This is a genomic window from Blastococcus sp. SYSU D00868 (genome assembly GCF_054050575.1).
The window spans coordinates 83292-103655 of record NZ_JBJGZO010000006.1; the positions used below are offsets into that span (position 1 = coordinate 83292).

The 20364-nt window shown below is 74.1% G+C and carries 14 protein-coding genes; 7 read left to right on the forward strand and 7 right to left on the reverse strand.

The window, feature by feature from the left end; all coding sequences use genetic code 11:
* Positions 1-102 precede the first annotated feature (102 nt).
* The 3 genes from ACI79F_RS07460 to ACI79F_RS07470 all read right to left on the reverse strand — a co-directional run bounded on the left by ACI79F_RS07460 (position 103) and on the right by ACI79F_RS07470 (position 3987).
* Positions 103-1746: an LCP family protein gene (locus ACI79F_RS07460; protein ID WP_456547335.1), complete on the reverse strand. Its 1644-nt coding sequence runs from the start codon at positions 1744-1746 to the stop codon at positions 103-105.
* 208 nt (positions 1747-1954) lie between these two features.
* Complete coding sequence (locus ACI79F_RS07465; protein ID WP_456547336.1) at positions 1955-3133, reverse strand: cytidylyltransferase domain-containing protein; 1179 nt, start codon at positions 3131-3133, stop codon at positions 1955-1957.
* The gene (locus ACI79F_RS07470) at positions 3115-3987 is read right to left on the reverse strand and encodes an N-acetylneuraminate synthase family protein (RefSeq protein ID WP_456547337.1); all 873 of its coding nucleotides are present in this window, start codon (positions 3985-3987) and stop codon (positions 3115-3117) included. The genes ACI79F_RS07465 and ACI79F_RS07470 overlap by 19 nt, the downstream gene beginning before the upstream one ends.
* A gap of 378 nt (positions 3988-4365) precedes the next feature.
* Between ACI79F_RS07470 and ACI79F_RS07475 the strand changes: the two genes are divergently transcribed.
* The 3 genes from ACI79F_RS07475 to ACI79F_RS07485 all read left to right on the forward strand — a co-directional run bounded on the left by ACI79F_RS07475 (position 4366) and on the right by ACI79F_RS07485 (position 10736).
* Positions 4366-7269 (forward strand): N-acetylmuramoyl-L-alanine amidase, encoded by a 2904-nt coding sequence (locus tag ACI79F_RS07475; protein ID WP_456547338.1) that lies wholly within the window; start codon positions 4366-4368, stop codon positions 7267-7269.
* 135 nt (positions 7270-7404) lie between these two features.
* Positions 7405-7983, forward strand: a complete 579-nt coding sequence (locus tag ACI79F_RS07480) for a hypothetical protein (RefSeq protein WP_456547339.1) — start codon at positions 7405-7407, stop codon at positions 7981-7983.
* Complete coding sequence (locus ACI79F_RS07485; RefSeq protein ID WP_456547340.1) at positions 7980-10736, forward strand: hypothetical protein; 2757 nt, start codon at positions 7980-7982, stop codon at positions 10734-10736. Before ACI79F_RS07480 ends, ACI79F_RS07485 begins: the two co-directional genes overlap by 4 nt.
* 67 nt (positions 10737-10803) lie before the next feature.
* On the opposite strand, the gene ACI79F_RS07490 is transcribed toward ACI79F_RS07485, so the two are convergent.
* Positions 10804-11418, reverse strand: a complete 615-nt coding sequence (locus tag ACI79F_RS07490; protein ID WP_456547341.1) for a hypothetical protein — start codon at positions 11416-11418, stop codon at positions 10804-10806.
* Positions 11415-12095 carry a hypothetical protein gene (locus ACI79F_RS07495; protein WP_456547342.1) on the reverse strand — a complete coding sequence of 227 codons (681 nt, stop codon included), beginning with the start codon at positions 12093-12095 and terminating at the stop codon, positions 11415-11417. The genes ACI79F_RS07490 and ACI79F_RS07495 overlap by 4 nt, the downstream gene beginning before the upstream one ends.
* Positions 12096-12349: 254 nt before the next feature.
* Between ACI79F_RS07495 and ACI79F_RS07500 the strand changes: the two genes are divergently transcribed.
* The 4 genes from ACI79F_RS07500 to glfT1 are packed head-to-tail and all read left to right on the forward strand — an operon-like array spanning position 12350 to position 16809.
* A complete protein-coding gene (locus tag ACI79F_RS07500) occupies positions 12350-14212 on the forward strand; it encodes a glycosyltransferase (RefSeq protein ID WP_456547343.1) in 1863 nt (620 codons plus the stop codon).
* 5 nt (positions 14213-14217) lie between these two features.
* Positions 14218-15102 (forward strand): galactan export ABC transporter permease subunit Wzm/RfbD, encoded by an 885-nt coding sequence (wzm, locus tag ACI79F_RS07505; RefSeq protein WP_456547344.1) that lies wholly within the window; start codon positions 14218-14220, stop codon positions 15100-15102.
* A gap of 13 nt (positions 15103-15115) precedes the next feature.
* Complete coding sequence (gene wzt / locus ACI79F_RS07510) at positions 15116-15883, forward strand: galactan export ABC transporter ATP-binding subunit Wzt/RfbE (protein WP_456547345.1); 768 nt, start codon at positions 15116-15118, stop codon at positions 15881-15883.
* The gene (gene glfT1 / locus ACI79F_RS07515; protein ID WP_456547346.1) at positions 15880-16809 is read left to right on the forward strand and encodes a galactofuranosyltransferase GlfT1; all 930 of its coding nucleotides are present in this window, start codon (positions 15880-15882) and stop codon (positions 16807-16809) included. The genes wzt and glfT1 overlap by 4 nt, the downstream gene beginning before the upstream one ends.
* Positions 16810-16909: 100 nt before the next feature.
* On the opposite strand, the gene glf is transcribed toward glfT1, so the two are convergent.
* Both glf and ACI79F_RS07525 read right to left on the reverse strand, forming a co-directional pair.
* Entirely contained in the window at positions 16910-18097 is a 1188-nt protein-coding gene (gene glf / locus ACI79F_RS07520; RefSeq protein ID WP_456547347.1) for a UDP-galactopyranose mutase, read from the reverse strand.
* A gap of 100 nt (positions 18098-18197) precedes the next feature.
* Positions 18198-20255 carry an arabinofuranosyltransferase gene (locus ACI79F_RS07525; protein WP_456547348.1) on the reverse strand — a complete coding sequence of 686 codons (2058 nt, stop codon included), beginning with the start codon at positions 20253-20255 and terminating at the stop codon, positions 18198-18200.
* Between the last annotated feature and the right edge of the window lie 109 nt (positions 20256-20364).

The window sequence follows — 20364 nt, forward strand, 5'->3', positions numbered from 1 at the left end:
GACGCACGGGACACCGGCGACCCGGGAGGCCCGGACGCCGCCGGAGGGGACGGCGTCCGGGGGGAGCGCTGCGGTCAGGGGGCGGCGGTCAGGGGACGGCGGTCAGTTGATGCAGGTGGTGTCCTGCGCCGTGCGCAGGTCCTCGCCGGCGACCTCGCCGGGCGCGGGCTGCGCCGTGGTGGCGACGCCGACGCCGTTGAAGTCCGAGCCGAGCACGAGCTGGACGGTGCCGGAGGTCAGCGTGTCGTCGGCCTCGAGCACCGAGCCGGGGACCTGCGCGGCGACCGTGGCCGCGAGCGCCTCGTCGCCGGAGGCGTACCGGACGAGGGTCCGGTCGTGGTCGGCGTCGTCGGCGTTGCCGGTGCCGGCGACCTGGAAGCCGGCCGCGGTCAGCTCCTCGGCCGCGCCGGCCGCGAGGCCCGGGGTGCCCGAGCCGTTGAGCACCTCGACGCTCACCGTGGCGGGGTCGACGGTCGCCGGCGCCTCCGTCGGCTGGGGCTCGGGCTGCTCGGGCTCGGCCGACAGCGCCGCGAAGAACGCGTGCAGCGTGTCCTCGTCCTCCAGCCGGATGATCGCCCGGCCGTCGTCGTCCCGGTCGTCGCCGACGTAGGGGACGGTCTGGAACTCGATGCTGCCCTCGGTCACCGACTGCATCTGGTCGGCGAGCGCGAACAGGTCCAGGTCCTGGTCGACGGTGAGAGCCTGCGAGGCGGCCTCCACGAGCTGGCGCTGCTTGCCCAGGTCGAGCAGGACGTCGTCGGAGAGCATCTTGCGCATCACCCCGGCCATGAAGACCTGCTGGCGGATGATCCGGTCGTAGTCGCCGCGGGGCAGGCCGTGCCGCTGCCGGACGAACCGCAGCGCGTCGGCGCCGGAGATGGTCTGCGGGCCGGCCGGGAAGACGGCGCCGGAGTAGGCGCGGTCGTCCACCGCCTCGCACAGGTTCACCTCGACGCCGCCGACGACGCTGCTCAGCTGGAAGAAGCCGAGCAGGTCGACCTCGGCGTAGTGGTCGATCTGCAGCCCGGTGAGCTCGCTGATGGTCTGCACCAGCAGCTGCGCCCCGCCGGCCTGGCGCTCGGCCTCGGGCATCGACTCGTCGGTCGCGTTGTAGCCGTAGGCGTAGGCGGCGTTGAGCTTGTCCCAGCCGTGACCCGGGATCTGCACGTAGGAGTCGCGGGGGAAGGAGACGAACGACGCCCGGGAGCCGTCGGCCGGGACGTGTACCAGGATCATCGTGTCGGTGTTCAGCCCCGAGTCGGTGCCGGCGTTGAGCTCCGCCAGCTGCTCCTCGGTGAGGTCGGCCCGGCTGTCGCTGCCGACCAGCAGCATGTTCATCGCCTCCGGCGCCTCGCCGGCGTCCTCGTTGCCGGAGTCCGGGATGGCGTCGGTGCGGTTGACCGAGGCCTCGGCGACCTGACCGAGGTACCAGCTCCAGCCCGTGGTGGCGAGCAGCGCGACGGAGAGGACGCCGGCCAGGACGCGCGCGACCACGGTGACCCGCCCGGTGCCGCGGCGGGGAGCCCCGCGGCCGGCGGGCCGGTCGGCGCCACGGTCGGCACGGTGGTCGACGGCACGGTGGTCGGAAGCGCGGTGGTCAACGGCGCGGCGGCCGCCGGCGTCCCCGTCGGCGCCCTCGGCCCGGGAGGAGCGGCCCGACCCGGCTCGGCCCAGCCGCGGGTCCAGGCGCGCCGGCAGCGGCCGGTCGCCGGGATCGCCGGGCGGAACGGGCTTCTTCGGGCTCACGGATGCGTCCTCCCCTGTGCTGGTCACCCGCGCGCCCCGGGACGGTCACGGGTGCGCGGGACCCCTCCGTCACCCGCGGCGGCCGGGACGGGCCGCGGACGTGTGGGGGCCCGTCCAGGCTAGGCGCGCCCGCGGCGCCCCAGCGGGAGCGCGGGCTCCGACACGGGACGCCTGGGACGAGCGGGGCAGCGGGGGACCCGCGCCGCCGTCAGCGCGGGCCGCCGGCCGGGACGTGCCGGGCGAACAGGTGGTCGGCCAGGGCGCGGAAGGCCCCGGCCCCGCCGGCGGCGGGCAGCACGACGTCGGCGACGTCCTTCGCCTCCGGCCGGGCGTCGGCCGGGGCGGCGGCCACCCCGGCGGCGACCATCGCCGGCACGTCGTGGACGTCGTCGCCGACGTAGGCGATCTCGGCCAGCGGCACCCCGTGGCGCTCGCCGAGCGCGACCAGGTCGGCGAGCTTGTCGGTCGAGCCCAGCACGCAGTCGTCGACGCGGAGCTTCTGCGCGCGCTCGCTGACGCTGGGGTGGCGCTCGGAGGTCAGCAGCGCGGTGCGCACCCCGGCCTCGCGCAGCAGCTGGAAGCCCTTGCCGTCGCGGGCGGAGAAGGTCTTGGTCTCCGTGGCGACCGTCCCGTAGGTCAGGCCGTTGTCGGTGAGCACGCCGTCGACGTCGGCGACGACGAGGCGCACCGGCCCGGGCACCGCCTTCGCCGGGCGCAGGCCCCGCGCGCGCAGGAGGGCGTCGGCGACCACCAGGTCGGTGGGCGTGTCGATCTCGGCGGACTCGGCCTCGCCGGTCTCGACCAGGCCGATCCGGCCGCTGATCCGCACGCCCGTGGCGAGCAGCCGGTCGACCGACGTCGCGTACACCGCGCCCGTCTCGACGAGGTCGCCGGACCAGTCCTGCCGGCGCGGGCGCGCCGCCGGGTCGTAGTTCAGCGCGCGCCCGGCGCCGTCCTCGCCGACCCAGCGGAACGCGTGCCGGCGGACGACGGTGAGCGCGCTGTCGTGCGTGGCCAGCCGGGCCGCGACCTCGTCCAGGACGGCGCTGGTCAGCAGGGGGCTGGTCGCCTGCACCAGCGCCACGTCGCCGGTGACCGCGAGGTCGCGCACGGCCTCCACCAGCACCGACTCGCTGCTGGCGGTGTCGGTGGCCGACTCCGCCGAGCGCTCGTGCACCTCCACCCGGCGCCCGCCGTAGAGGGCGGCGACGGCGGCGATGTCCGCGGAGTCGGTGGAGACGACGACCCGGTCCACCGCGGCCCCGCACGCCGCGGCGACCGTCCACGCGATCAGCGGACGGCCGCCGACGACGGCGAGGTTCTTGCGCGGGATGCCCTTGCTGCCCCCGCGCGCGGGGACGACGACGGTCAGAGGCCGTCGGTCCACTTGAGCTTCTCCCGCGTCGCCTTCTCGACCTCGAGCAGCTCCTCGGCCTTGTAGGTCAGCGCCTTGCTGACGTTGACCGTGTCGCGCTTGAGCTTGCGCAGCCCGTCCGGCTCCAGCGAGGCGGAGTGGTCGGTGCCCTTGGAGGTGCGGTCGAGGGTGAAGTGGCGCTCGATGGCCGTGGCGCCCAGCGCCATCGCTGCGACGTCGGCGGCGATGCCCAGGTGGTGGCCGGAGAAGCCGATCCGCTGCACCCGGTCGCCGTAGGCCTCGCACAGCCGGCGGATCTCCAGCAGCGCCAGCTGGTCGAAGGGCACCGGGTAGCCGGAGGTGCAGGCGTAGAGCGTGACGTCGGCCAGCCGGCCGCGGCCGTCGAGGAAGGAGACGATCTGCTCCTCCTCGGCGCGGGTGGTCATGCCCAGCGAGAGGTGGATCCCGCCGCCGTACTCGTCGGTGAGGATGCCGAGCACCTCGAGGTTCAGGTTGGTCGCCGAGGGGACCTTGATGAACTCCGGGTCGAGCTTGGCGACCTCGCGGGCGGAGTCGGGGTCCCACACCGAGGTCGAGTAGACGACGCCCTCGGCCTCGCAGTGCTCCTTGAGCTCCTCGTGCTGGGCCATGTCGAACTCGAGGAACTCGCGGTGCGCACCGTAGGTCTCGCCGAAGCTGTGCATCGGGTTGGGGTGCGGCGCGTCGTACTGCTCGGGGGAGAGCAGCTGCCGGTTGTTCCGCTTCTGGAACTTGACCGCGTCGACCTCGCAGAACTTGGCCGCGATGGAGACCATGCGCTTGGCCAGCTCCAGGTCACCGGCGTGGTTGCAGCCGATCTCGGCGACCACCAGGGGGGCGTTGGGCACGGGGGAGTTCCCTTCCTCGTCGTCCGCGGGTGCGCGTCGAGAGCGCGTCGGACACGTCGTCGCGGGCCGGCGGGGACGGGCGGAGTCGCCAGAGGGGGGCCGGCCCCGCCCCTACACGCTAACCGGGACAGCCGTGACGCCGCGGGCCCGTGGGGCGGGTGGGACGGCCGTTCCGCACGGGGAGCGGTGCGCGACCCGGCTCACCCGCGGACGGCCCCCGTCGTCGGCCGCCGATCACCCGGCCGCCCGGCTCAACAGTCAGGGCCGGCCGGTCGATCCTCCCGGGAGCGGGAGCCACCGCGCCCGCTCCCTCCTCGCTCCCCCCGGAGGACCCTCGCTGTGCGTCGTCTCGTCGTCGGACTCCTCGCGTTCCTCTGCATGAGCGCGGTGATCCTCGTGCTGCCGGTCTACGCGGACCCCGGTCCGCAGCCGGAGCCCGTGGAGACCTCCACCGAGGAGGTGCCGATGGGGTCGGTCGCCGACCCCGCCCCCGAGGCCGAGGTGCAGCAGGGCACCACCGACCCGGTGGCCGGCGTGCCGCCGACGACGCCGGCGCTCACCGTCAGCGCCGTCGACGTCGAGGAGTTCTCGCTGGTCGGGGTGACCTGGGCGAACGACCCGGCGGTCACCGACACGGTCGTGCAGATCCGGGTCCGCGGGGCCGACGGCGCCTGGGGCGAGTGGACCGAGGTCGCGATCGACGACGCCGAGCAGGAGCCCGGCGCCGACGGCGGGGAGGTGCGCGGCGGCAGCGCGCCGCTGTGGACCGGCCCGAGCACCGCCGTCGAGGCCGAGGTCGTCACCCGGTCCGGGGCGCAGCCCACCGACGTCCAGCTCGACCTGGTCGACCCGGGGGAGAGCGCCGCCGACACGTCGCTGACCACCCCGGAGATCCAGGACACCGCCGACGCCGCCATGTCGATGCCCGCCGTCTACTCCCGGGCGCAGTGGGGTGCGGACGAGACGATCATGGGCTGGGACCCCGAGTACGCCGGCACGACCCGGGCGGCGACGCTGCACCACACCGCCGACACGAACAACTACACCGCCGACCAGGTGCCGGCCATGATGCGGTCGATCTACCGCTACCACGCGGTCAGCCGCGGCTGGGGCGACATCGGCTACAACGTCGTCGTCGACAAGTTCGGCCGGCTGTGGGAGGGCCGCTACGGCGGGCTGGCCCGTCCGGTCGTCGGCGCCCACGCCATCGGCTTCAACACCGGCACGTTCGGCGTCTCGATGCTCGGCACCTACGAGACCGTCGCCGTCCCGCAGGCGGTGACCGACGCCGTCGCCGGGATCATCGCCTGGAAGTTCTCGCTGCACGGCGTGGACCCCCGCGCGACCACCACGTTCACCGCCGGCGGCGGCGGGACCTCGCGCTACCCGGCCGGCGCGCGGGTCACCCTGCCGACGATCTTCGGCCACCGCGACGTCGGCAACACCTCCTGCCCGGGCGCCCAGGGGTACTCCCGCCTCGGCGAGATCCGCGAGCAGGTCGCCTCCCGGCTGGCCTCCTCCCGGGGGCCGATCGGGACCCGCTACGACAGCGACCCGGGCCTGCGGGCCTTCCTCGGCGCGCCGGTCGGCACGGAGCAGACCGTCAACGGCGTCACCTGGCAGGAGTACCGCAACGGCCGGATCTACTCGTCCGCGGCCGGCGGCGTGCGCGTGGTGGTCGGGGCGATCCTGCAGGCCTACCTCGCGGCCGGCGGGCCGGCCGGCATGGGCCCGCCGGTCTCCGACGACACCCAGACCGCCGGCGGCGCGTACGTGCGCTTCCAGGACGGGCACGTGTACTGGTCGCCGGCCACGGGGGCGCGTGTCGTCCGCGGCTCGATCCTGCAGAGCTACCTGCAGCAGGGCGGCCCGACCGGCTACCTCGGCTTCCCGACAACGGGCGACGCCGCGACCAACGACTCCCGCGGGGCGTTCGTGCGCTTCCAGGGCGGCGAGATCTACTGGTCGCCCGGCACCGGCACGCAGACCGTGCGCGGCGCGATCCTGGCGACCTGGCTGCAGACCGGCGGGGCGATCGGGTGGCTGGGCTTCCCCACCTCGAGCGACGCGGCCACCCCTGGGGCCAACGGCTTCTACACCCGGTTCGAGCGCGGCGACGTGTACTGGTCGGCGGCCACCGGCCCGCGGATCGTCCGCGGGTCGATCCTCGAGGCCTGGCGGGCGGCGGGCGGCGCGGCCGGGTGGATGGGCTTCCCGACCACCTCCGACGCCGCGACCAACGACAACCGCGGGGCGTTCGTGCGGTTCCAGGGCGGGGAGATCTACTGGTCGCCGACGACCGGCACCCGCATCGTGCGCGGCTCCATCCTCACGACCTGGCTGCAGACCGGTGGGGCGATCGGCTGGCTGGGCTTCCCGACCACGTCGGACACGCCGACCGCCGACGGCCGCGGCGCGTACGTCCGCTTCGAGCGCGGGGACGTGTACTGGTCGCCGTCCACCGGCACCCGCATCGTGGCCGGCTCGATCCTGACCACCTGGCTCGGCCAGGGCGGGGTGTCCGGCTGGCTCGGCTACCCGACGACCTCGGACGCGGCGACCGCGGACGGGCGCGGGGCGTTCGTGCGGTTCCAGGGCGGCGACGTCTACTGGTCGCCGACGACCGGCACCCGGTACGTGCGGGGGGCGATCCGCGACACCTGGCTGGCCACCGGTGGGGCCACCGGCCCGCTCGGCTTCCCGACGACCTCGGACACCCTGACCTCCGACGGCCGCGGCGCGTTCGTCCGGTTCGAGCGCGGCGACGTCTACTGGTCGCCGTCCACCGGGACCCGGGTCGTGATCGGCTCGATCCTCGCCACCTGGCTGGGGCAGGGCGGGGCGACCGGCTACCTGGGCTTCCCGACCACGTCGGACACGCCGACCGCCGACGGCCGCGGCGCCTACGTCCGGTTCCAGGGCGGCGACATCTACTGGTCGCCCACGACCGGCACGCAGATCGTGCGGGGCTCGATCCTGTCGACCTGGCAGTCGATGGGCGGCGCCACCGGCGTCCTCGGCTTCCCGACGACCAGCGATGCGGCCACGGCCGACCGGCGGGGTTTCGTCGTCCGGTTCCAGGGCGGGGACGTCTACCACTCCGCCGCGACCGGGACGCGCGCGGTGGTCGGGCCGACGGCGGCGGCCTACTGGGCCCGCGGCGGCAGCGCGTCGCCGCTGGGCTTCCCGACCCGGTCGACCTACGCCGTCCCGGGCGGGCAGCGCACCGACTTCCAGCACGGCTCCCTCACCTGGAACAGCGCGACGAACACCGTGTCGTGACCCGGCGCGGCGCCGTGTCGCGCCGGGTCCCCGAAACAGACGATCACAACCCGTAGCCTCCCCGATACAGAACGGCAGGGGGCCGGTCGAAGGCCGGCCCTGCACCCCTCCAGCAAGTCGACCGGGAGTCGCCCCATGTCTCGTGCCCGTGCCCGCAAGGGCCCTCGCCGCGGTCGGGTGGTCGCGGTCGTCGCCCTGGTGGCGGCGGCCGCCGTGGCCGGCGGTGCCGTGTTCCTGACCTCGCGCTGGGACGACGACACCTCCGAGTCCGCCTCGTCGACGACGCCCCCGGCGGCCACCTCGCCGACCGCGGCGGAGGAGACGGACGAGACGGACGGCACGGGACAGACCGTGCCGGCGACGGACGGCGCGGACGACAGCAGCTCGGCTGCCCCCAGCACGCCCGCGGGCCCGGTCGAGGTGACGGTCGTCCCGACCTACTCCGCCTGGGACCCCATCGCCTCGGCGTTCGTCGCCGGCGGCTACGTGCCCGACGTCATCGAGGACGGCGGCACCTGCACGCTGACCTTGAGTCACAACGGCGTCGTCCTCACCGGTGAGTCGGTCGCCTCCGCCGACGCCACCACGACCGACTGCGCGGAGGTGCGCATCGCGGCCGAGGAGCTCGCCCCCGGCCCCTGGGAGGCCGTGCTCGGTTACGCGTCCGCCGGGGCGACGGGGGAGTCCGCGCCGTTCTCGGTGGTCGTGCCGTGAGGGCCCGGCTCCGCCTGCCCCGGCTGCGCCTCGTCCTCGTCGGCCTGCTGGGCCTCGGCCTGGCGCTGACCCTGGTCACGGGCTCGGCGCCGCGACCGGACGAGGACGTCCGCGAGATCGCCGACATGGCGCAGTTCAACCCGGGCAACATCATCACCGACGGCGTCTTCTACGACACGTCGACCATGGACGCCGGCAAGATCCAGGCCTTCCTCGACGCCCAGGACGGCCGCTGCACGTCCAACTGCCTCTCCGGCTACCGCGAGAACACCCAGAACAGAGCGGCCGACCCCCGCTGCGCCGGGTACACGGGCGCGCCGAACGAGAGCGCCGCGACGATCATCTACAAGGTCGCCCGCTCCTGCGGCATCAACCCGCAGGTCATCCTGGTCATGCTCCAGAAGGAGCAGGGGCTGGTCACCGGGACCCCCAGCGGAAACGCCTATCGCTCGGCGATGGGCTTCGGCTGTCCCGACACCGCCGCCTGCGACAGCCTGTACTACGGCTTCTCCAACCAGGTCTACAGCGCCGCCAACCAGCTGCAGCGGTACCGCCAGAACCCGGGCAACTACAAGTACCGGGCCGGTATCACCAACAGCATCGGCTACCAGGTCGCGCCGTCACGGCCCGAGGACTCGCAGAAGTTCAACTACCTGGACAGGGACTGCGGGCGGGCCTCGATCTACATCCAGAACCAGGCCACGGCGGCGCTGTACATCTACACGCCCTACACGCCGAACGCGGCGGCGCTCGCCAACCCCTACGGCCTCGGCGACAGCTGCTCGGCGTACGGGAACCGGAACTTCTTCCGGTACTTCGTCGACTGGTTCGGCAGCACCCAGACCTCGGGCGGCGCGGCGGTGCTGGACAAGTACGACCAGCTCAAGGCCTCGGGCGTGGACCTGGGTGCGCCGATCTCCGAGACGGACTGTGGCCTGCCCGGTGGGGGCTGCTGGCGCAACTACCAGGGCGGGGCGATCCTCTGGTCCAAGGCGACCGGGGCGCACTCCGTCCGCGGCGCGATCCTCGCCAAGTACCTGTCGATGGGCGGCACCTTCGCGCTCGGCTACCCGACGAACGACGACACCGCGGCCGCGTTCGGCACGGGCTTCTACAACGACTTCCAGGGCGGGGCGATCTACTGGTCGCCGTCGACGGACACGCACCTGGTCCGCGGCGCGATCCTGGACATGTGGCGCTCCCTGGGGGCGCAGGCCGGCGTCCTCGGCTACCCGACCGCGGACGACGAGGGCGTGCCCGGCGGCTTCCGGACCCGGTTCTCCGGCGGCACGATCTACTGGTCGGAGGCGACCGGGGCCCGCGTCATCCGCGGCGCGCTGCTGCAGAAGTACGAGGCGTTCGGCGGCCCGGCGAAGCTCGGCTTCCCGACGGTCCACGACGGCGCGACCAGCTCCGGCGACGGCGCGTACGTCGACCTGCAGGGCGGCTCGCTCTACTGGACCGAGGCGACCGGGGCGCACGTCGTCCGCGGCGCGGTGCTGACCACCTGGCGCCAGCTCGGCGCCCAGTCCGGGCCGATGGGCTACCCGACCGGTGACGACACGGCGGTGGCCGGCGGCTTCGAGACGCGCTTCGTCAACGGCACCCTGTACTGGTCGCAGGCGACCGGCGCCCGCGGTGTCCGCGGTGCCCTCGACGCCCGCTACCGGGCCGCGGGCGGGCCGGCGGCGCTGGGCTTCCCGACCATGCACGACGGGCCGACCCGCACCGGCAGCGGCGCCTACGTCGACCTGCAGGGCGGGGCGATCTACTGGTCGCAGGCGACCGGGGCGCACGTCGTCCGCGGGGCGATCCTGACCACCTTCCGCCAGCTCAACGCCGAGGGTGGCCCGATGGGCTTCCCGACCGGCGACGACACGGCGGTGGCCGGGGGCAACGAGACGACGTTCGCCAACGGCACCATCTACTGGTCGCAGGCCACCGGCGCCCGCGGCGTGCGCGGGGCCCTGGACCAGAAGTACCGGGCGCTGGGCGGGCCGGCGGCGCTGGGCTTCCCGACGATGCACGACGGGCCGACCCGCACCGGCGGCGGCGCGTACGTCGACCTGCAGGGCGGCTCGCTCTACTGGTCGCAGGCGACCGGCGCGCACGTCGTCCGCGGGGCGATCCTGGCGACCTGGCGGGAGCTGGGCCTCGAGGGCGGGCCGATGGGCTTCCCGACCGGCGACGACACCGCGGTGGCCGGCGGCTACGAGACGACCTTCGCCAACGGCACCGTCTACTGGTCGCAGGCGACCGGGGCGCGCGGTGTCCGCGGTGCGCTCGACGCCCGGTACCGGGCCGCGGGCGGGCCGGCGGCGCTGGGCTTCCCGACCATGCACGACGGGCCGACCAGCTCGCGTGACGGCGCCTACGTCGACCTGCAGCGCGGCTCGATCTACTGGTCCCAGGCCACCGGTGCGCACGTCGTCGCGGGCGACGTCCTGACCCGCTGGCGGCAGCTGGGCGCGCAGGGCGGGTCGCTCGGCTACCCGACCGGCGACGACACCGTCGTCGGCAGCGGGCGGTCCACCGCCTTCAGCAACGGCAGCATCTACTGGTCGGCCGCCACGGGGGCGCGCGTCGTCATGGCGCCCGCCGCCGCCACCTACGCGCAGATGGGCGGGCCGGCGTCGGCCCTCGGCTTCCCGACGGCGGACACCCGCACCGTCCCCGAGGGGCGCCGGACCGACTTCCAGGGCGGCTACCTGCTCGCCGCGGCGGACGGGACGGTCACCACGCACACCGGCTGACCGCACCCCGGAACGGCCACGGGCCCCGCTCACGACACGTGAGCGGGGCCCGTGGCCGTTGCAGGACTCAGGCGGAGCCGGCGCCGTCGGCCTCCGCGTGCCCGTTCCCGTTGTCGGTACCGTTCCCGGCGCCGGGCCAGCGCGCGGCCTCCAGCCGGCGGAGCCGCTCCTCGTAGAGCGCCAGCCCGCTGAACCGGACCCGGATCCGCTCGTGCTCGCGCAGCACCTCGTCGACCAGCCGGCGGGCCTCGACCAGCTCGTCGGCCGAGCCGGCCTCCAGCGGGACGTCGGGTCGCGCCTGGTCGGCGACGCGGACCTCGAGGGCGGCCAGCTGCGGGCCCAGCCGGTTGAGGTCGAAGGTGACCTCGCCGTACTGGTCGCGCAGGGCGCCCACCGCCTCGTGCACCTGCCGCACCTCGTCGGCCAGCCGCTCCTCCAGCCGCCGGACGTCGGCGGCCAGCGCCTCGGCGCGCTCCGCGACCGAGCGCCGGACCTCGTCCAGCTCCGCCCGCAGTCCGGCGTCGGCCCGCTCCAGCGCCTCCAGCCGGGCGGCGACGGCGTCGCGCTCGGGCTGGGTCCGCACGTCGACGACGTGGTCGAGCTTGCGCTGCAGCGAGCCCCAGGCCCGGTGCCCGCGGGCCGCGCCGAGGACCGGGTCCACGACCCGGCGTACGCGGCTCACGGGAGGAACTCCGCCCGGTCGTCGTCGATCCAGCTGCGCAGCAAGGCGGCCTCCGCGTCGATCACGTGGTCGTCGGTCAGCAGCGCCGTGCCGCCGTAGGCGTGGTCCCACCCGTCCGGCGCCGCGGCGCCGAGGAAGGAGAAGCCGGCCAGCAGCAGGCGCGCGTCGGGGAAGACGGTGCGGGCGAGGTACGCCGCGACCGTGCCGGTCGTCGCCCAGCGCGGCTGGGCCAGGTCGAAGCCCAGGGCGCGCGACAGCGGGCGGGTGATCTCCCGGTTGGGCACGGGGAGGAGGCCGAGGTCGGCCGGCCACCAGCGGGGCAGCCGCTCGCCGTCGAAGTACATGGCACCCGGCTCGTTGTAGAGGTAGAGCCGCGACCGGTAGTCCTGGAAGACCCACGGCGTGGCGTGCAGCAGCCACTGCACGACGACGACGTCCGCCCGGGTGCCCAGCCCGCGGGGGACCGCCGGCGTGTCGAGCGCGAAGCCGTTGACCCGCACGACCAGGTCCGCCTCGTCGATGGCGCGCGCCCGGGCGGGGTCGGGGGTCACGGGCGCGTTGCCCACGACCGCGACCCGGCGGACGGGGCGGCGGGCCGCGTAGGCGGTCATCAGCCGGCCCACGAGGTCCAGCGATCCCGGGAGCGGGGGCGCCGAGGTGTCCTCCCGCACAGTCACGCGGCGCACGGTAACAAGGGGGCCGGGTCGCCCCCGCGCCCGCGTCGGGGCCCGCCGAGGCACCCCTGGGCAGCATGTGACGGATGGGGTGTCGAACCGCTCCGTCACCCCGTCCGGCACCGCCGCCGCGGTTATGCTGCCGTTATCAATGCCGGCCGGGGGTTGTCGATCCCCTGACCGGCGGAAGTCCACGCCCGGCGCCACGCCGTGCGAGTGGGCTCGTCATGCCGTCGTCAGCGAGGACCGCACAACCTATGACCACGACCTCCATCGAGCCCGCCGTCCCGGCGACCGAGCCCCGGCTGGACCGCGCGAGCCTCGCGCAGCGCGTCCTCACCCTCCCGCCGGCGCTGGGGCTGCCCGGCGAGCTGTACGCCAAGAAGGTCCAGGGCCGGGTCCACCTGCAGCGGACCTCGTTCACGCTCGACCCGCACTCGGCGCTGAGCACCAACACCTACTTCGGCCGGGTCCCCGCCTCCTACTGGCAGCGCTGGACCGGCGTGACCGAGATGACGTTCGAGGCCTCGTTCGAGGGCGAGGGCGTGGTCGAGCTGTTCGCCAGCGACGTCAACGGCGAGCCGCGGACCATCGGCGGCCAGGAGATGGTCGGCTCCGGCGAGGTCTCGCTGACCGTGGCGATCGACAAGTTCGTCGACGGCGGCGCCATCTGGGCCGACTTCCGCGCCGGCGAGAACGCCGTGACCGTCCGCGACGCCCGCTGGACGATCCCGCACCCGCCCCGGCCGCGGAAGACCGCCGTCGTCATCTGCACCCACAACCGCCCCGCCGACTGCGTCAAGACGCTGCAGTCCCTCGCCGCGGACCTGCCGGCGCTCGACGAGCTCGACGTCGTCTACGTCATCGACCAGGGCGACAAGCGGGTCGCCGACCGGCCCGAGTTCCCCGCCGTCGAGGCCGACCTGGCCGGGCGGCTGCGCTACATCACCCAGGCCAACCTCGGCGGCGCCGGCGGCTTCACCCGCGGCATGTACGAGGTCACCGAGGTCGAGGCCGAGCACCACGCCAACGTCCTGTTCATGGACGACGACATCGTGCTCGAGCCCGAGTCGATCGTGCGGCTCACCGCGTTCGCCAACTCGGCCCGCCAGCCGGTCATCGTCGGCGCGCAGATGCTCTACGCGCTGCACCCCAAGCGGCTGCACACCGGCGCCGAGTACGCCGACCTGCGCACGCTGGAGGCCGGCAAGGTCGTGCCCGGCGCGCTGTGGAACGCCGACATGACCGAGCAGAACCAGGAGGTGCGGGTCGACGCGGTCTACAACGCCTGGTGGAGCGCGATCCTCCCGTCGGAGATCGTGTCGGCCACCGGCTACCCGCTGCCGGTGTTCTTCCAGTGGGACGACATCGAGTACGGCTACCGCGCCAGCGAGGCCGGCTTCAACACCGTGACGCTGCCCGGCGCCGGGGTGTGGCACGCCGACTTCACCTGGAAGGACCAGGACGACTGGTCGCGCTACTTCAGCGTCCGCAACAGCCTGATCACCTCGTCGCTGCACACCGACTTCGACGCCAAGGGCGCCGCGCGGGCCCAGTTCGGCCGGATGGTTGCCTACGTCACCTCGATGCAGTACGGGCTGGCCGCCACCGCGATCAAGGGCATCGAGGACTTCCTCGCCGGCCCGGAGATCCTCGCCGACGGCGGCCAGAAGGCGCTGAGCGAGATCCGGGAGCTGCGCCAGAGCTACCCCGAGACCGTCAAGCACCCCGCCTCCGACGTCCCCGGCCTGCCGCTGCGCGGCGAGTCGATCGAGCGGGCGGCGCCGCACCCGTCGGCGCTGAAGGCCGTGCTGGCCAAGCGGTTGCTGTGGCAGCTGACCGGCCGCAACGCCGGCGCGGTGTCGATCACCCTGGACGACGCCCAGTGGTGGCACGTCTCCCGCTTCCGCAAGGCGATCGTCACCGACGCCTCGCAGGAGGGCGTGCGGATCCGCGAGTTCGACCGCGAGCAGACGATCCGCCTGCTCAAGGAGAGCGCCGCGGCGTGCCGGCGGCTGGCCCAGGAGGGCCCGGCGGCCGCGCAGCAGTACCGCGACGCGCTGCCGCAGCTCACCAGCCGCCAGAACTGGCGCCGGCTGTTCACCGGCCAGGCGGAGTGACGTCGATGTCGTCCACCCGCACCCCCGAGGGCGGGGTGGCCGAGGCCGCCGCGCCCGCGGCCGCCGCGCCGCTGCGGCCGCCCGGCCGGGACTTCCGGTCGGCCTTCCGCGACCTCTCCCAGGGGTGGGGGCAGCGGGAGCTGTGGTTCCACCTCGGCTGGCAGGACATCCGGCAGCGCTACCGCCGCTCCGTCCTCGGGCCGATCTGGATCACCATCAGCATGGCCGTCACGGCCATCGCGCTGGGCATCCTCTACGCCGGCCTCTTCGGCAACCCGCTCGAGACCCAGCTGCCCTACATCCTCGTGGGCTTCATCGTCTGGGCGTTCGTCTCCGGGTGCATCTCCGAGGGGTCGGAGGTGTTCGTCGCCAACTCCGGGCTGATCACGCACCTGCCGGCGCCGATCAGCATCCACGTGTACCGGCTGGTGTGGCGGCAGACGCTGTTCTTCGCCCACAACCTGATCGTCTACGCGGTCATGCTCGTGGTGTTCCCGCAGCCGCTGACCTGGATGAGCCTCGCGGCCATCCCGGCGTTCGGGCTGCTGATCCTGAACGGCGCCTGGGTCGCGCTGCTCATCGGCATCGTGAGCACCCGCTTCCGCGACCTGCCTCCGGTCACCCAGAGCCTCGTCCAGCTGCTGTTCTTCCTGACGCCGATCGTCTGGATCTACGACGACCTGGCCAACAACCCGGCGGTGGCCGAGCGGGCGCGGATCGTGCAGATCAACCCCGTCTTCCACTTCGTCGAGATCATCCGCCGGCCGATGCTCGGCGAGGACCAGCACCTGTCCAACTGGGTCGTCGTCTCCGTCATCACCGTCGTCGGCTGGGTGCTGTGCCTGCTGGTCATGCGCAGGTACCGCGGCCGCGTCTCCTACTGGGTCTGAGAGGGGACACCCCATGGTCAGCATCGACGTCGACGCCGCGAGCGTCGACTTCCCGATCTTCGACGCCAAGTCCCGGTCGCTGAAGCACACGGTGCTCGGCGTCGTCGGCGGCAACGTGGCGGCCAACGCGCGCAAGGTCGTCGTCATCGAGGCGCTGCGCGACATCGACCTGCACCTGCGCGACGGCGACCGGCTGGCGCTGGTCGGGCACAACGGCGCGGGCAAGTCGACGCTGCTGCGGCTGCTGTCGGGCATCTACGAGCCCACCAGCGGGCGGGCCCTGGTCAACGGCCGGGTCGCGCCCGTGTTCGACCTCGGCGTCGGCATGGACCCGGAGATCTCGGGGCTGGAGAACATCATCGTCCGGGGCCTGTTCCTCGGGATGACCCGCAAGCAGATGGAGGCGCGGGTCGACGACATCGCCGAGTTCACCGAGCTCGGCAACTTCCTCCAGATGCCGCTGCGCACCTACTCCACCGGCATGCGGGTGCGGCTGGCGCTGGGCGTCGTCACGAGCATCGACCCCGAGATCCTCCTGCTCGACGAGGGCATCGGCGCGGTCGACGCGGCGTTCCTCGAGCGCGCCAAGGACCGGCTGAAGGACCTCGTGGCCCGCGCCGGGCTGCTGGTGTTCGCCTCGCACTCCGACGACCTGCTCAAGCAGCTGTGCACCTCCGCCATCTGGATGGAGCACGGCCGCATCCGGCAGCACGGCACGCTGACCGAGGTCCTGGACGCCTACAAGGGCCGGACCCCGGCGCCCGCCGGGCAGGGGGGATGAGCGCGACCGACACGGTGACGGGGAGCCGCCCGGCGGCGCCGGACACCGACGTGGTCGTCGCGGTCATCGTCACCCGGCACCGGCCGGGCCCGCTGGCCTCGGCGCTGGCCACCTTGGCGGCGCAGAGCCGGCCGGTCGACCACGTCGTCGTGGTCGACAACGGGCCCGACCAGCCGGCCGAGGAGGTCGTGCGCGCCAGCGGGCTGCCGCACACCTACGTGCTCTCGCGCGCCAACCTGGGCGGTGCCGGCGGCTTCGCGCTCGGCATGCTCGAGGCCCTGGCCCGCGGCGCGGACTGGGTGTGGTGCGCCGATGACGACGGCCGCCCCGCCGACGAGCACGTGCTGGCCACCCTGCTGGGCGTCGCCCGCGACCGCGGCCTGGCCGAGGTCTCGCCCGTCGTCGCCGACATCGAGGAGCCCGAGCGGTTCGCCTTCCCGGTCCGCTCCGGGCTGCGCTGGCGGCGGGAGCGGTCGTCGCTGGACGGCGACTTCCTGCCCGGCTACGCCTCGCTGTTCAACGGCGCGCTGTTCGCCGCCGAGACGCTGCTGCAGGTCGGCGTCCCGGACCTGCGGCTGTTCGCCCGGGGCGACGAGACCGAGCTGCACCGCCGTCTCGTCCGCTCCGGGCTGCCGTTCGGCACCAGCCTGCGGACCACCTACCTGCACCCCAACGGCAGCGCGGAGTTCAAGCCGATCCTCGGCGGCCGGCTGTCGGCGCAGTACCCCGAGGAGGACTGGAAGCGGTTCTACACCTACCGCAACCGGGGCTACCTGATGCGGCAGCCGGGCATGCGCTGGCTGATGCCGCTGGAGGCGGTCCGCTTCTCCTGGTTCTTCCTCGTCACCCGGCGCGACCCCGCGGGCTTCCGCGAGTGGGTGCGGCTGGTCCGCGCCGGCCGCCGGGAGCGCTTCGCGCCCCGCTGACCGGCCACCCCGCGGGGACGGCGCGCCGTCCGTCCGGCACCAGAACGGCAGCAGGGCCCGGGAGGCATCGCCTCCCGGGCCCTGCTGCCGTTCGCGCGGGTCAGTCGTCCAGGTCGCCCTGCAGCTCCTCGCCCTCGGCGAAGAACGGCCGGATCCGGTTGTCGAACATGCTCAACGCCGACCCGATGGCCATGTGCATGTCGAGGTACTTGTACGTGCCGAGCCGGCCGCCGAACAGGACGCGCTTCTCGGCCGCCTCCTTCTTCGCCAGCTCGCGGTAGCGCTCGAGCTTGTCCCGGTCCTCGGGCGTGTTGATCGGGTAGTACGGCTCGTCGCCGGTCTCGGCGAACCGCGAGTACTCCCGGACGACGACCGTCTTGTCCTCGGGGTACTTGCGCTCGGGGTGGAAGTGCCGGAACTCGTGGATCCGGGTGTAGGGCACGTCCTCGTCGGCGTAGTTCATGACCGAGGTGCCCTGGAAGTCGCCGATCGGCAGGACCTCGGTCTCGAAGTCCAGCGTCCGCCAGCCCAGCTCGCCGGCCTCGTAGTCGAAGTACTTGTCGATCGGCCCGGTGAAGACGGTCGGGACGTCGCTGGGCAGCTCGTCGCGGACCTCGAAGTAGTCGGTCGACAGCCGCACCTCGATGTTCGGGTGGTCGGCCATCCGGGTCAGCCAGGCGGTGTACCCGTCGACCGGCAGGCCCTCGTAGGTGTCGTTGAAGTACCGGTTGTCGAACGTGTAGCGGACCGGCAGCCGGGCGATGACCGCCGCCGGCAGCTCCGTGGGGTCGGTCTGCCACTGCTTCTTGGTGTAGCCGCGGACGAAGGCCTCGTAGAGGGGGCGGCCGATCAGCGAGATCGCCTTCTCCTCGAGGTTGGTCACGTTGGCCGGGTCGATCTCGGTCGACTGCTCGGCGACCAGCGCCCGCGCCTCGTCGGGGGAGAAGCTCTTGCCGAAGTACTGGCAGATCGTCGCCAGGTTCATCGGCAGCGAGTAGGTCTGCCCCTGGTAGATCGAATAGACCTTGTGCTGGTAGTTCGTGAACTCGGTGAACTGGTTGACGTACTGCCAGACCCGCTCGTTGGACGTGTGGAACAGGTGGGCACCGTAGCGGTGCACCTCGATGCCCGTCTCCGGTTCGGGCTCGGAGTAGGCGTTCCCCCCGATGTGGTCGCGGCGGTCGATGACCAGCACGCGCTTGTCCAGTTGGCTGGCGACCCGCTCGGCGACGGTGAGCCCGAAGAACCCGGAGCCGACGACGACGAGGTCAGGACTGGCTGAAGTCACGCCTGCCGACTGTACCGGCGGCGGAGCGTGATCGACGGAGGAGTGGGACGGGACAGTCCCTCACGTCCCAGCAGTCCCACCGGGCCCGCGGAGCCCGGGTTCAGGCCCCGGGGCGGAGGACGGCGACCACCCACGTGCCCACCCGGGTGCTGGCGAACTGCGGGCCCTCCAGCAGCGACAGCGGCAGCCGGATCGACCACTCCACCGAGCCGCCGACCGAGGGGTCCCAGTCGGTCGACGCGTAGACGACGCTGCCGGGGTCGTTCTCGTCGAGGGCCAGCGCGAAGGCGGTGGGCGCATCCGGCGTCGTCCGCAACCGCGCCAGGACCTCGCCGTCGGGCAGGTCCTGCAGGCCCTCCAGGAAGGCGCGCCGCTCGGGGTACGCGCCGAGCGGGTTGGCGTACAGCGCCCACCACTGCTGGTAGCCGTGCAGCGGCGTGGTCGCCAGCAGCGGGACGTCGTCGGTGAGCACCGGCCCGGGCCCGTCCCGGCCGGCCTCGGCCGCGGTCGCCCGCAGCGCGGCGTGCAGGTCGTCGACCGCCGGGTCCTCGGCGCTCGCCGGGCGCGCGTCGGGCCCGGCCGCCTGCGGCAGGGAGCCGTCCGGGTAGGGGGTGTCCTGGGCCTGCCGGTGCAGGGCGATGGCCGTCTCGTCGGACAGCCACTCGCGGGCGTGCCCGCTCAGGCCGACGAAGAACAGGACGGTCAGGACGGCGACGAGCACGCGATGCGGCCGCCGCAGGACCTCCCGCCCCGCGAGCGCGGCGCGCAGCCGGGGCGCGAGGACGGCGAGGGCCAGCACGCCCGCGGCCAGCAGGGTCACGCCGAGGACGAGCAGCAGCCGGTGGAACAGCACGCCCCGGCCGGCCTGTCCGGCGACGGCCTGCACGACGCCGAGCGCCAGCACGGTGACCGCGAGCGCCTGCAGGCCGCGCAGCCGGCGGTGCGCGGCCGTGTCGGCGGCCATGAGCGCGACCGCCCCGGCCACGGCCAGCAGCAGCCACGGCGACGCCGCCGCGCTGAGCACCCGCCCGTAGGAGTCGTCCGGCTCGATCCAGGTCAGCGCGTCGGCCGTGGGCAGGCCGGCCTGCAGCCACCGGACCAGGAACGGGCCGAGCCACGGGGTGACCAGCACGACGCTGACCACGCCGGCGACGGCGACCTCGAGCAGCCGGCCCTCCCGCCGGCGCAGCAGCCCGACCACCGCCGCGGCCAGCGCCAGCACCAGCGCGTACAGCACGTACAGCCACGCGGCGACCCCGATGGCGACGCCCAGCGCGGCGCCGCGCCGCCAGGACCACCCGCCGCCGCTCGCGCCGAACCAGGCCAGCAGGGCAGGCGCCGGCAGCACGATGAGCCAGGCGTAGGGCTCGTAGGCCCCGGCGAAGAGCAGGGTCTGGCTCCACAGCCAGTCGTAGTCCATCGACGGCAGCCCGACGACGGTGACCGCCAGCAGCGCGGCCGAGCCCCGGGTGCCGCAGGTCCGCCGCCACAGGGCGAAGGCCACCACCGCGGCGAGGTACAGGGTCGCGACGGCCACCCACTTGTAGGCCTGCCAGCCGGCCAGGCCCGTGGCGCGCGCCGCCAGGCCGACCACCCAGAACCAGCCGGGGGAGTAGAAGGCCGGGACGTCGGCGTAGGTGTAGTCGGCCAGGGCGAGGTCGTCGGTGAAGCGGGTGGCGTACTCCAGCCGGAAGGACTGGTCGCCCGCCGGCCCGGAGAAGTACCAGTCGGTGCCGTGCAGCGCGACGAGCGTCATCGCGGGCAGCAGCGCGGCGACCAGCGCCGCGGCGGTGTGGTGGGCGAGCGCGCTGCCGCGGGTGAGCAGCCAGGCCAGCAGCGGGGCGGTGACCAGCACCAGCACGGAGATCTGGTACTGCGCCCGCAGGTCGCTGGCCGCGGGCAGCAGCGGGTACCCGGCGGCGAGCAGGACCGGGGCGGCCAGCCAGGGGACGAGGACGACGCGGGAGCCCGCGGGCCGGCGCCGCGCGGACGCCGATGCGGGCGCCTCCTCACCGGACGGGGCCGCCGGGGCGTCGGCCGCCGGGGCGTCGGCCGCCGGCGCGGCGGGGGCGGCGGCGGGGCCCGGGTCGACGGTGGCGGGGCCCGTGTCGACGGCGGCCGCTCCCGCCGGACGGTCCGGGCCGGGTCCGCGGACCATCTGCACCTCCGGGTCGTCGGCGCCCCGGCGTCCCTCGCCCGCGCGCGGGAGGGAGCTTCCCCCACCGCGGGCCGGACGGGCCAACCGGGCACGCCGTGCCCGGGTCCCG

Bases quoted from the DNA above. Each gene is read 5' to 3' on its own strand.
- ACI79F_RS07500 (WP_456547343.1), top strand. From the start codon at position 12,350: ATGACCACGACCTCCATCGAGCCCGCCGTCCCGGCGACCGAGCCCCGG.
- wzt (WP_456547345.1), top strand. From the start codon at position 15,116: ATGGTCAGCATCGACGTCGACGCCGCGAGCGTCGACTTCCCGATCTTC.
- ACI79F_RS07475 (WP_456547338.1), top strand. From the start codon at position 4,366: ATGAGCGCGGTGATCCTCGTGCTGCCGGTCTACGCGGACCCCGGTCCG.
- wzm (WP_456547344.1), top strand. From the start codon at position 14,218: ATGTCGTCCACCCGCACCCCCGAGGGCGGGGTGGCCGAGGCCGCCGCG.
- ACI79F_RS07480 (WP_456547339.1), top strand. From the start codon at position 7,405: ATGTCTCGTGCCCGTGCCCGCAAGGGCCCTCGCCGCGGTCGGGTGGTC.
- glfT1 (WP_456547346.1), top strand. From the start codon at position 15,880: ATGAGCGCGACCGACACGGTGACGGGGAGCCGCCCGGCGGCGCCGGAC.
- ACI79F_RS07525 (WP_456547348.1), bottom strand. From the start codon at position 20,255: ATGGTCCGCGGACCCGGCCCGGACCGTCCGGCGGGAGCGGCCGCCGTC.